The sequence below is a fragment of the Sivoneniella epilithica UHCC 1019 genome (genome assembly GCF_040830845.1).
In the GTDB taxonomy this organism is placed as follows: domain Bacteria; phylum Cyanobacteriota; class Cyanobacteriia; order Leptolyngbyales; family Leptolyngbyaceae; genus ULC077BIN1.
The window spans coordinates 1-12,121 of record NZ_JBFPDP010000033.1 but is presented as its reverse complement, the minus strand read 5'-3'; the positions used below and the strand labels follow the sequence as shown (position 1 = coordinate 12,121).

Genomic DNA, 12,121 nt, shown 5'->3' with positions numbered 1-12,121 from the left:
TTTGAGTTGTGAATTTTGAGTTTTAAATTCGCCACTCGCCATTCCTCACTCATGCACCGTTCCATCGGGCAAAATCGCCTCTCTTAAACACGCTCCAGTTAAATTAGCGCCATTTATCTTTGATCCCTTCAAATTAGCGCGGTGCAAGTTTGCCTCTGATAAATTAGCTAGGCTTAAATTAGCGCCCTGCAAATTAACATCTCGGAGGTTTGTCCGACTGAGATTTGCCGAATGGAGGTTTGCGTCTGTTAAATTTGCCAAACTCAATGTCGCTTCTCGGAGATCTGCTTTACGAAGATTTGCCTCTACTAAACTCGCTTTGTAGAGGTTAGCTCCAATCAGGGTTGCACTTACCAACGTTGCCCGATGCAAACTTGCCCCCAAAAGATTCGCCATGCAGAGGTTTGCCAAATTCAGGTTGGCTCCGCCTAAATTGGCAGCGTAGAGAGTGGCTCCTACCAAGTTCGCCATACAAAGATTTGCCATGCTCAGGTTTGCCAAACTAAGATTTGCCTCCCGCAAATTTGCCATGCTGAAATCTGCTTCACGCAGATCGGCTTTGTAGAGACTGGCTTCCCACAAATTTGCTTTGTGCAAAATGGCAGTATAGAGAATAGCTCCTTCTAGTAAGGCTGTACATAGATTTGCCTCGCGCAGATTTGCCATGCTGAGGTCAACTTGGCTGAGGTCAGATTCTCTGAGATCGGCTTTGTAAAGATTGGCTTCCCGTAAGTTTGCCCTATACAAAACGGCTGTATAGAGTGTGGCTCTCTCCAATACCGCAATTCCCAGATTGGCTCCCTCCAGGTTTGCCATGCTGAGATCACCTTGGCTAAAGCTGACCTCGCGCAACTCGGCTTTATAAAGGTTGATCTCTCTTAAATTGGTTGCTTTAAGGTTGGCTCCTTCAAGGTTAGGAACAATTTTTGGATTGTCCTGCGACCACTCGTTCCAGTTTGCTACTCCTTGCTTCACGATTGCAAGGTGCCCCTCGTTTGCCATCTGGTCACCCCTAATTGCCGTGCGGAACAGTCATAGTTCTTGCAGAACCTACTTAGTTCAGTGTTCCCAGTGAATATAGAATCGGAACCAACCGTTTTGCATATTCGTGGCTCCTTTTCCGATCTCAAGCTACTCAATGGGTCTATCGTGATAAGTCTGTAATGTTCGTTTTGGGAGTGATAGACAGTCATGTACGTATTAATTGGGGGTGCCGGAATGATGGGGCTGGGTTTAGCTCAGCAGTTATTAAACCTGGGTCATACGATCGCTATTATTGATGCTGATCCGCTTGCCTGTCGCTTTGTGCGTGAAAAAATTGGGGTGATGGCATTTGAGGGTAGTGCAGTCAGCACCACGGTTCTGCTGGAAGCGGGAATTAGACAAGCTAACGCGGTGATTGCGGCACTGAGGGATGATGCCTTGAATTTGGCATTGATTACCCTATCTAGAAGCTATGGAATTTCCCATATTGTGGTACGGATGCGCGATCGCGAATTTTGGGAAGCCTATCGTCTTGCCGGAGCGAGTCACATCATTAGCACGATTGATTTGGCAGTCACCACGATGGTCAATGCGATTGAATACCCTCAAGTCGAATCCATGATGCATTTTGAGCAAGGACAAGTTGAGGTCTTAAAGCTGCCTGTTCCGGGCGATTGTTATGTGGCAGGTCGAACCGTTGCCCAAATTGCACAAGACCCGCGCTTTCCCACGGGTTCGCTGATCATTGGGTATCAATGCCATGCTCATGGCAATTTGGAGATTCCCAACGGCAGTACTGTGCTTGAAGCAGGCTCTACGATCCTAGTCGTCACCCGCCCAGAGATGGTTCACCCCATGATTGATTACCTCGGCATCCATGCTAGTCATCTTCCAACGTTAGAAGTTTCTCATCCAACTCTTTGATGTAGGGCTGAACCAGATCTTCTGGGACGATGCGTTTGCGAAGGGCATCACTAACAGCGCCCTTTTCGGCTAAGAGCAAGCGCCGTCGAATCGCATCTAACCCCTTGCGATCGCCCTCCAACTGACCTGCCCGATGCCGATTGTAAAGATCACGCAGCACTTTCTCAGACTGGGCGATTCGCGCTTGATAGGATGCCCACAACTCCTCATAAACCGCCTTCGGCAGCACTCCTGATCTCAGCAAACTATCTAGCTCATCTTGAGCCGCTTTAGAGGCAATCAATTGAATTTGCAACTGTCCCGTTTCTTGCATGACCTCAGAAACCTTGCTAATCTGTAGTCGTTTGACTAGCCAGGGTAAGCTTAATCCTTGTCCGACGAGGGAGAATAGAACGGCACCAAAAACCAGCGCAATGATGGTGTCTCGTCCTGGCATTGTCAGCGGAATACTCAGCGCCAATGCCATTGAGAGTGACCCTTTAATGTTTCCTAGAAACAGAACATGCTGCCAGCGTAGCGGAATCGCGCGATCGAACCAGCGCAGTCCTGCCAGCAACGGATAGACCGAGAGAATCCGTCCCAGTTGATACGCCAGAATCACAAGCAGAATGGATGGCAAAACGTTCCATAACGTAGCGGGGTTAATTTCAATCCCAATCAGCAGAAAGATAAACGTGTTGACTCCAAAACCGGCATATTCCCAAAAGCTGAGCAAGGTGATGCGATCCGAAGCAGACGAACTGTGAGCCAGCCCAAGATTACCAAAAATCAGTCCGGTAATGACCACCGCCACCGCACCGGACACTCCCAAAAATTGCCCAATCTGAAACGTTCCTAACGCCAGCGCAACGGTTAGTAATAGGCTGCTCAACGGGTCATTTAATCGAACAAAGATCGGTAGGCTTAAGTAGCCTAAGATGCCCCCCACGATCGCCCCACCCAGGGCGACAACCAGCAGTTCCTTTACGCCTTCAAAAACAGTGAGAGATCCGGTAGCATAGACGACCAGAACCAAATTGAACAAAACGAGGGCAGCCGCATCATTGAACAATGTTTCCCCTTCAACAATGGTGGACAAACGGGAAGGCACTCGGATCTCTTTGAAAACTGCGATCATCGAGACAGTGTCGGTGTTTGCCAGAATGACCCCGATCAAAAATGCTGGAACCCAGGGTAGCCCTAGTCCAAATTTAACTAGAACCGCGATGATTGCTGAGGAAAAGATAGAGCCTGGACCCGCCAAAAGTGCGATCGGCTTAAAAGTGCTGCGGAGACGGCTGATATCCGTATTGATCGCGGCTTCAAAAATCAGAATGGGTAGAAAAAGATTTAATACCAAGGATGGGTCTAACCCAATTTGGCGCGACAAGATCTCCGTAATGGGCAGACCTGCCAGCACCAAACCTGTCACATAGGGAATTCGCAATCGCTGAGTAATCAATGCCACAGCGGTGGCAAGCAGCAGCAGAATGATTAGGATAATCACCAGTTCAGGAACGTTTCCTGCTGTTTGGCTGTTTGTAGCAGGATTGCTGCCCAAAGAAGGCTGTTGCATTATGATCCATTCCATCCTTGATCGCCTACTACTACACGCACTTTGTCCTTTTGAGTCTATAGACCCCATTTGATATAGTCTGCGATCGCACCCATAGTCTCATAGTTGGGTTTCAAATAATTCTATTAAGGTAAACGCCAAGAATCACGTAGGGTTAGGTATTTGATTTAGATGAAGATGGGGTGAGGATTCAGGAGATGGCACGATTGCAGATGAAGAAGGAACTGTGACTACGATCGCACTTTCCTGTCTTTGCGCTGAGTAGCATAAAATCATGTTGTTTTCATCAGAATTAGTATGAAAGGATCAACTCAGATTTCGGCGCTTATTGGTCTGGCGATCGCGGCACAAGCGGCAATCATTGGGGCAGTAGTTTATGCTAAATCCACTAGCCGCACGACCACAGCTAGCCAAACGGCAAACCAGACGGGTTTTGTCAAAGCTGCCATGCCAGAGGGCGCGATCGCTCGTGAAGTGTTGATTGTGGGTCCTGAATGCGATCGTCCTGAAGGAATTCGGGCGCGCACCTTAGCCGCCAGTTTAGCAAAGCTCAACATTCCCTACCGTCGAACCGAATCCATTTCGATGAACTCCGATTCCACGGAGGATATTTTTGGAGCTATGGAGCAGATGGATCGTTTAATGAAGGGAGATGCTCCGGTTGTATTCATCAACGCGAAAGGCAAAGCAAACCCAACCGTGGATGAAGTCGTTGCAGAATATCGTTTGGGAATCGAAACTAAACAAGACCGATAATTTGCAAATCTTCAACCTTTTGGAACCTTGCCTGTTCATCTAAATAGGGGATGGTATGCTTTAGCCATCAAAGCTAGGGGTGCCTGAATTTTTCCAGGCTGAGAATACACCCTGAGAACCTGAGACCGGGTTATACCGGCGGAGGGAAGCTGTTATTTAGAGGGAACCAATATGCGGACAGAATGGATCGCTAAACGGCATGGGCAGAGCAACGTGTCTCAAATGCACTATGCGCGTCAAGGCGTGATTACAGAAGAAATGAGCTATGTGGCGCAGCGGGAAAAGCTTCCTGCTGAATTGATTCGAGCGGAAGTGGCGCGGGGACGGATGATTATTCCCGCTAACATTAATCACCCAAATCTTGAACCGATGGCGATCGGGATTGCGTCCAAATGTAAGGTGAATGCGAATTTGGGCGCGTCTCCCAATTCTTCCAACATGGATGAAGAAGTCGCAAAACTGCATCTTGCCATCAAATATGGTGCCGATACGGTGATGGATTTGTCTACGGGCGGCGGCAACCTGGATGAAATTCGCACCACGATCATTAATGCTTCTTCAGTGCCCATTGGTACGGTGCCCATTTATCAGGCGTTGGAAAGCGTTCACGGTAACATTGAAACCCTGACGGCTGATGATTTTCTACACATCATCGAAAAACATGCTCAGCAAGGCGTGGATTATCAGACTATTCATGCTGGCATTTTGATTGAGCATTTGCCGCTGGTGCGCGATCGCATTACCGGCATTGTCTCGCGTGGAGGCGGCATTTTGGCACGTTGGATGCTGCATCACCACAAGCAAAACCCGCTGTATACGAGCTTTAATGACATTATCGAGATCTTCAAAAAGTACGATGTGTCGTTTAGCTTGGGCGATTCCCTGCGTCCTGGATGTCAGCATGATGCGTCGGATGAGGCGCAGCTAGCCGAACTGAAAACCTTGGGACAACTCACCCGCAAAGCTTGGGAACACGATGTGCAGGTGATGGTGGAAGGTCCGGGGCATGTGCCCATGGATCAAATTGAGTTTAATGTGCGGAAGCAGATGGAAGAATGCTCGGAAGCACCGTTTTATGTACTGGGTCCTTTGGTAACGGATATTGCGCCGGGTTATGACCACATTACTAGCGCGATCGGGGCGGCAATGGCGGGTTGGTATGGCACGGCGATGCTGTGTTATGTCACCCCTAAAGAACATCTGGGTTTGCCAAATGCGGAAGATGTGCGAAATGGGTTGATTGCTTACAAGATTGCGGCTCATGCGGCGGATATCGCTCGTCATCGTCCGGGGGCACGCGATCGCGATGATGAACTGTCTGCGGCTCGTTACAACTTCGACTGGAACCGCCAATTTGAGCTATCCCTTGACCCAGAACGGGCGAAGGAATATCACGATGAAACGCTACCCGCCGATATTTACAAAACGGCGGAGTTTTGCTCGATGTGCGGTCCCAAATTCTGCCCTATGCAAACCAAGGTTGATGCCGATGCTTTAACCGAACTAGAGAAGTTCTTGGCGAAAGAGCCTGTAGCATCGGTTTAATTTACAGCGAAGGGCGATCGCTTTTTTTATGGGAGCGATCGCTGTGCCATTGATGCTTATTTGTTGAATTACTTTAGAGGTTGAGAACCAGGTGGGCAGGGAATGGGTTCAGAAATATTTTGAGGTGCAATAGGCATCACCGGCGGCGTGGGAGATGGCTGCTTCGTTTCGCATATCTGCGTAACAGTCATGTCTGCTTGACCAGTCCCATTTGCAAACACAACTCCGGTATAGCTTCTTAGTCCCGGTTTCTTGGGTACGGCAGTAATCATCACTGGCTGAGGACTGCCATCTTGCAGCGTTAAGGCATACCGATAGTTGGTTGATTCTGACGGAATACCAACTTGTAACTCATTCAGGGAAGGGGTAAATTTTCTATACTCAAGAAAATACGCCTGCTCTGCCCGTAGCATCGTTCCAACATGCTGCCTAGGTTCTGCGCCAGGTGGAGGCGCACACCCACAGGAAATGGCTTTGATCACTAGAGTAATAAATCCATAGAGCACTCCAGTGGCGATTAGTATCCAAACAATTACGGGTAGCCCTTTTTTTCTATTAGATGATGGGTTCATTTTTCCATGTCCTTTAGTTTTGCTGGTTATGATCTCTTCAGAACTTGAACCAAAATTACGCAAGATACAGGAGTACGATACAGTGGAAAAAACGCTTGAATTGCCTATGGACAGCACGGTTACCCTACGTCGCATTTCTGTTCAAGATTATCACCGAATGATAGAAGCCGGGATTTTTACCCTGAAGAGCGCGTTGAATAACTAGAGCCAAGCATCATCAAAATGGCAACCAAAGGAACCGCTCACTGTAATACGAGCAGCGTTGTTGCAGGTGTGAAATGTTTAAGAGAAAGTCAATATGTTAGTACAATGCAGCTTAGTGTTATTTTTTATCAGCTAATCTGCTGGATAGGAGATAATCCACTCAAACTAAGCAATGGTGCGCTGTTACTACGGTTCTTGTCTACAGTCCAATCCTGCATTTTACCCATGCGGGTGAGTGTGTTGAATGGGGGTTGTAGTGCAAACTCGATAACGAGGGTAAATTAGAACCGAAGGACAGCAACGTTATGATGTTAGCTGACGAAATGACACTTGCTGAAGAACTTTTAGAGACATGGCGATCGCGATTGGCGAAAGAGCTACCAGAACAAAGCTCTAACAATCGTGACAGTATCGCCTATTGGCTGATTGGAGAAAACCCCTCTCGTTTAAACGACTTCACTCCAACCCAGCGGCAAATTGCTGAACAAGCCATGGACTATCGCTATCGCATTTTGCGGCAGCGGTATCTCGATGTTTCACCGGTGAGAGCGTATAAAGGACTGATTCAACGCCTCAGTAACCTATTCCTGATTCGCAACAAAATTCGCACTTGGATTGCTCTGTCTCGCGATCGCCAGCGCAGTGTAGTAGATGTGCTAGAGGAAGTCATTCAAGAACTACTGCAAGGCGATCGCTATATGCAGCAGCAAGCTACTTGGATAGCTCAATGTACCCGCGACACGCGCCTAAGAAATGCCCTACTGCTAGCCAGCGTCGAAGAATATTGTTTGCGTCCTATTCGCAACCAACCGCTGCTTTGCTATCGCTTTGTCAACTATCTGCGGCGCACCCAAAAAGGCGGCATGACCCAAGTTCCTGCCAATGATTTTATTCGGCTCGTGTCCCATGAGATTGCCCCCGATGAAGCAGAAGGCTCGGTCAGTCTGCTTGATTCTCGTGCTGTTGCCGAATATCAAGAAGCCCAAGCTTTGCAAGAGCAGCAAGAAACCCGCAATGCGGTTCAATGCCGATTTGAAGCTTATTTGCAAGAAAAGCAGATAGACCCCAACGCGATCGCGTGGCTCCGGCTTTATTTACAAGGGCAATCTCAAGAAGCGATCTCAAAAGCTTTAGATCTAAATGTGAAACAGATCTATCGCCTCCGAGAAAAAATTAGCTATCACGCCACCAAAGTTTTTGCTGTCAAAAACCAAGCGGATCTCGTGTCTGCTTGGCTAGGTAACAAAGAAGCTCCCTAATCTTACTTTTCCCACTAGCCTAACAGAAACCGAGGCGGAGTCAGCCAAAACAGAGTACTCCGCCCAATGGGAGATCCAGTTTCGGGCAACGAAAGACCAATCACTCCCGCTTTTTTAAGTTCAACTGCGCCTTTCACTTCACCCCACGCTAGTAACTCTGCCCAAGTGCTAAGGCTTGGCTCATGCCCAACTAACGCCAAGCGTTCTTGATTGCTAGATTCTTTAGGCTGCCAATCTGCTAGCCAATCTAGCCAGGGTGTAATAGTTCCAGAAGCTAGATAATCAACTTGTTGCAAGTGGGCGCTTAAGCCAGCGTCTACTAAAATGTCTGCGGTTTGTTTGGCGCGAACTAGCGGGCTGGTGAGGATCAGATCGAACTGTAACCCCAAGCTTATTAGCCGCTTTGCAACTAGGCGAGTCTTCTTTTTGCCATCTTCGGTTAAAGGACGTTCGTCATCATGGGTATAGGTGCCAGATTCACCTGCCAACCCATGCCGAATTAAATACAGTTCAATCATTGTGCTTACTGATAAAGCGGCTACTAGCCGAGAAGCGGTTTCTGTTTTTTGAAAATTTTCTGGCATTGCTGAATGCAGACATGATTTTCATGGGTAGGGGTAGCGCCTTGTGCCTACCCTTGCTGGGATAAGGGCAACCACAAGGGATTGCCCCTACGAATTTCATATCTAGATTCAGCAACGCCAATTTTCTCATTCCTTGCCCCTGATTTTTACGCTTAACTCATGCCATTGCGATAGTGCTGATCGGGATTAATCAAGCGCAACAGTTTTTGTTTCACTTGAGTATCATAAACAGTCCACTTCATTTTTGCGTAGTCGGCACTTTCGGCAAAGCCAGAGAGGAAGCCAAGAGGAATTTCAAAGCCGCCTGCCTGCGATCGCCCACCGCCAAAGAAGCGTCCTTGAGAATCCTGACCAAACGCTTCTTTCAAAAATTCATCGGGATCAAGAGTGATTTTATTCGTGCGAAGGGAGCCAATCACCAGTTCTAGATCTTCGTCCTCATCATGCACAATGCCATAGACAACGGCGGTATGGACGTTTTCTTCGGTCACCAAAAAGTCTGCGGCTTGGGGAATGGCATCGCGATCGTCATACCGCAAATAGCCTACTCCGGCAATGGAGAAGTTGTTTTGAACGACGCGATTTTTCAGCGATCGCTCAATCACATCCATCACCTGCTTGGAGCGGGAAGATTGCAGCACCGCATTCAGCAATTGAGCATCGTAAAACCGACTGAGATAAGCCGCTGCCAAAAAGTCTTCTTCTTGAGCTTGCCTGAGCGCATTGGTATCCGATCTCAACCCGTGCATCAACGCAGTGGCGCACTTCACATGCTCACTAGAGTTGTTGTCCAAATTCAGCAGCCCTGCTTGTAAATATTGCGTCACGATCGTGGCAGTGGCGCGGGTATAAGGGCGAATATCAATAAACTCTGCTTTGAGATCACCCTGAGCGCTGTGGTGATCAATCACGACGACGATTGGGATATCGGCTTCTGCCAAAGACGGTGTTAATTGGCTAGTGGTGCCCTGGTTGTCAATGAAAACGCACCCTTGATAGGCTGCCAAATTGCGGTTTTTAACCGTGGGCAATGCCCAACGCTGCACAGGTAGGCTCGTGAGTTTAACCAAGGCGATGTTTTCTTGATGGCTCAAGGTGCCAGCGTAGACCATATCGCATTGAATGTCATACTTTTGGGCAATCAGCTTATAGGTCCAGGCAGACGACAAAGCATCGGGATCAGGGAAATCTTGCAGTACAATTAGCTGGCGTTCTCCCTGATGGCGTTCCAACGATTTTTGCAGCGCTTCTACTTTCTGGAGTTGCTCTCGCGATCGCGCGGTATCGTAGGAAGACGGTTGAGTTCGATAAGTAGGGGAATCATGCAGCGATTTAAGCAGCGGCTCTACCGCATCAAGCCCAGCGGGAATCCGTTCAGCAATTGTTGGCTGAGCATCTTCTGAGGGGGTTAACACACTATTAGAGGTAATTTTGCGAATTGTCACAGAATTAGGTTGTTTGAGGTAAGGGGTAGGTTAGACAATGGCAGTAGAAATGCTAGGCGATCGTTCTGGTCACTAATCAACCAAGAATTACAGCGTTTTATCAGATAGCAGTAAGGTCAAGACAACAACTATTTCTTATTTCTCAAAGATATTTATGTCCTAACCTATCCATATGTTGATCTTCGCAAAAAAAACGGGAAAACTACATGAATCTTTAGGGCAATCTTTTGAGAGCAAAACTACGGAATGGTGACTTGCCAATTAACCTACAAAAGAGACAAATAGCTAGGGTTCCTTAAACTGCGATCGCTTAAAAAGCTAAATATCTGAGAATTTTCTCCCATAAACTACATCCCAATCACATACTTACGCCATTCCTGGTTTAAGCCATTCTTAACATGCTTAGTCACCTCAAAATAAAGCCCACTGTAAGGTTTCTGAGGGACGATGCTGAGGGGCATACTGGCTTCTTTGGGCGTTCGGTTGCCTTTTTTCACATTACAACGCACACAAGCCGTGACGATGTTTTCCCAACTATCACCGCCACCGCGAGATCGCGGGATCACGTGATCCAACGTGAGGCTATCTCCGCTATAGCCGCAATACTGACACGAATATCCATCCCGATGCAGTAGATTCTTGCGAGTCAGCGGAATCTCTTTATAAGGCACACGCACGTAGTGACGCAGCCGGATCACCGTAGGCAGTGGAAAGCCGGAGTAAATATACTTACCATTATGTTCAACTTGCTCCGCTTTGCCCTTGAGCAGTAGCACGACCGCCCTGCGCCAGGTAGTAATATTTAGCGGTTCGTAGGAAGCATTAAGCACCAGAACCTTACTCATCAGGATTCGGTTGCTAGGAGGGTTTTCATGAAGTTTAACACAGCTAAGACTGAAGGGTAGGAAATTACTGAGAGGCTACACCTGTGTGATTGACCTATTTTCAAAGGACATCTATCCTGCTTTCAGCGGAGTGAATGCGACAGATTGAATGTGGTGTGAATTCAGGAGAAAACTATGTTGAGTTGGGAGCAAAGCTCAAGTTTGGCGAAAATGCAGCGAGAACGAGCTTGGGTGGAGATTGATTTGACGGCGATCGCCCATAATGTCAGCCAAATCAAACGATTGCTTCAGTCTCGGACGGCATTGATGGCAGTGGTCAAAGCCGATGCTTACGGGCATGGCTCCATCGCGATCGCCCAAGCTGCCTTGCAATCGGGGGCAACCTGGCTAGGGGTGGCAACGATTCCTGAAGGGATTGAACTGCGAGAGTCGGGCATTCAGGCACCCATTCTGATTTTGGGTGCGACCTATACGCCCGAACAAATTCGAGCAATCGCCCGGTGGAATTTGCAACCCACCCTTTGTACGCCAAAACAAGCACTGGTGTTTGCCGAAACGATTGCGACCCTCAATACCTCCCCGTTATCGGTTCATCTCAAACTCGATACGGGCATGTCTCGCTTAGGCACGGATTGGCAAGCCGCCATGGAGTTTGCCCAACTGGTGCAGCGCCTACCGAACTTAGCGATCGCCAGCATCTACTCCCATCTAGCCACGGCAGAAAGCCTCGATCGCAGGGTGGTGCATCAGCAACAGCAGAGATTTGAAACCGCGATCGCTCAAATTAAAGCTGCTGGGGTCAAAGTGCCCAAACTGCATTTAGCAAACTCGGCTGGCACTCTGACTGATGCCACACTGCATTACGACATGGTGCGCGTTGGACTAGCTCTGTATGGACTGTATCCTGCGGCTCACTTGAAATCAGTTCTATCTCTCAAATCGGTGTTGCAAGTGAAAGCTCGAATTACTCAGCTAAAAACCATTCAGGCAGGAACCGGAGTCAGCTATGGACATCGGTTTGTTGCCGATCGCGAAACGGCAATCGCGGTGTTGGGTATTGGCTACGCAGATGGGATTCCGCGCAATTTATCGAATCAAATGAACGCGATCGTTCGAGGGCAACTCGTGCCCCAAATTGGAGCCGTGACCATGGATCAACTCATGCTAGACGTGAGCCAAGTGCCCAATTTGCAAGAAGGGGATGTTGTTACTATTTTGGGACACGATGGTCAAGAATCCATCTCAGCAGATGACTGGGCAGAAACATTGGGCACAATTTCCTGGGAAATTCTTTGCAGCTTTAAACATCGTTTACCACGAGTCGCAGTGGGTCAGGCTTTGCCGGGGTTTGCATTAGATGTGAAATGAATGTGAGTTTTGAGTTTTGAGTTTTGAGTTTTGAGTTTTGAGTTTTGAGTTTTGAGTTTTGAGTTTTGAGTTTTGAGTTT

General features: G+C 48.1%; 12 protein-coding genes and 1 riboswitch. Of the genes, 6 read left to right on the top strand and 6 right to left on the bottom strand.

All coding sequences use genetic code 11. The features are described 5' to 3' along the window. Positions 1-45: 45 nt before the first annotated feature. Entirely contained in the window at positions 46-1,002 is a 957-nt protein-coding gene (locus AB3R30_RS18090) for a pentapeptide repeat-containing protein (RefSeq protein WP_458650607.1), read from the bottom strand. A gap of 189 nt (positions 1,003-1,191) precedes the next feature. Here AB3R30_RS18090 and AB3R30_RS18085 point away from each other — a divergent pair, with 189 nt between their 5' ends. After that, complete coding sequence (locus tag AB3R30_RS18085) at positions 1,192-1,908, top strand: potassium channel family protein (protein WP_458650606.1); 717 nt, start codon at positions 1,192-1,194, stop codon at positions 1,906-1,908. Here the strand turns inward: AB3R30_RS18085 and AB3R30_RS18080 are convergent. After that, positions 1,865-3,463, bottom strand: a complete 1,599-nt coding sequence (locus AB3R30_RS18080) for a cation:proton antiporter (RefSeq protein WP_458650605.1) — start codon at positions 3,461-3,463, stop codon at positions 1,865-1,867. The two genes, AB3R30_RS18085 and AB3R30_RS18080, sit on opposite strands and share 44 nt — an antisense overlap. Before the next feature lie 297 nt (positions 3,464-3,760). On the opposite strand from AB3R30_RS18080, the gene AB3R30_RS18075 reads away from it, so the two are divergent. Further along, positions 3,761-4,219, top strand: a complete 459-nt coding sequence (locus AB3R30_RS18075) for a hypothetical protein (protein ID WP_458650604.1) — start codon at positions 3,761-3,763, stop codon at positions 4,217-4,219. Positions 4,220-4,284: 65 nt separating this feature from the next. Beyond that, positions 4,285-4,383, top strand: a riboswitch (TPP riboswitch). Between the two features lie 7 nt (positions 4,384-4,390). Then, positions 4,391-5,764 (top strand): phosphomethylpyrimidine synthase, encoded by a 1,374-nt coding sequence (gene thiC / locus AB3R30_RS18070; RefSeq protein WP_458650603.1) that lies wholly within the window; start codon positions 4,391-4,393, stop codon positions 5,762-5,764. 68 nt (positions 5,765-5,832) lie between these two features. Here thiC and AB3R30_RS18065 read toward each other — a convergent pair whose 3' ends face one another. Beyond that, positions 5,833-6,336, bottom strand: a complete 504-nt coding sequence (locus tag AB3R30_RS18065; protein WP_458650602.1) for a type IV pilin-like G/H family protein — start codon at positions 6,334-6,336, stop codon at positions 5,833-5,835. Positions 6,337-6,418: 82 nt separating this feature from the next. Here AB3R30_RS18065 and AB3R30_RS18060 point away from each other — a divergent pair, with 82 nt between their 5' ends. Together AB3R30_RS18060 and AB3R30_RS18055 are read left to right on the top strand one after the other, a co-directional pair. Next, entirely contained in the window at positions 6,419-6,541 is a 123-nt protein-coding gene (locus AB3R30_RS18060; RefSeq protein WP_458650601.1) for a hypothetical protein, read from the top strand. Between the two features lie 304 nt (positions 6,542-6,845). Beyond that, positions 6,846-7,799: a HetZ-related protein 2 gene (locus tag AB3R30_RS18055; protein ID WP_458650600.1), complete on the top strand. Its 954-nt coding sequence runs from the start codon at positions 6,846-6,848 to the stop codon at positions 7,797-7,799. A gap of 14 nt (positions 7,800-7,813) precedes the next feature. Here the strand turns inward: AB3R30_RS18055 and sixA are convergent, their stop codons facing one another. The 3 genes from sixA to AB3R30_RS18040 form a co-directional block, all read right to left on the bottom strand. Then, a complete protein-coding gene (gene sixA / locus AB3R30_RS18050; protein WP_458650599.1) occupies positions 7,814-8,383 on the bottom strand; it encodes a phosphohistidine phosphatase SixA in 570 nt (189 codons plus the stop codon). Between the two features lie 152 nt (positions 8,384-8,535). Next, on the bottom strand, positions 8,536-9,828 hold the full coding sequence (locus tag AB3R30_RS18045; RefSeq protein ID WP_458650598.1) for a DHH family phosphoesterase: 1,293 nt from the start codon (positions 9,826-9,828) through the stop codon (positions 8,536-8,538). 347 nt (positions 9,829-10,175) lie between these two features. Continuing rightward, complete coding sequence (locus tag AB3R30_RS18040) at positions 10,176-10,673, bottom strand: HNH endonuclease (RefSeq protein ID WP_458650597.1); 498 nt, start codon at positions 10,671-10,673, stop codon at positions 10,176-10,178. A 174-nt stretch (positions 10,674-10,847) separates the two neighbouring features. Between AB3R30_RS18040 and alr the strand changes: the two genes are divergently transcribed. After that, positions 10,848-12,041: an alanine racemase gene (gene alr, locus AB3R30_RS18035; protein ID WP_458650596.1), complete on the top strand. Its 1,194-nt coding sequence runs from the start codon at positions 10,848-10,850 to the stop codon at positions 12,039-12,041. Positions 12,042-12,121: the final 80 nt, after the last annotated feature.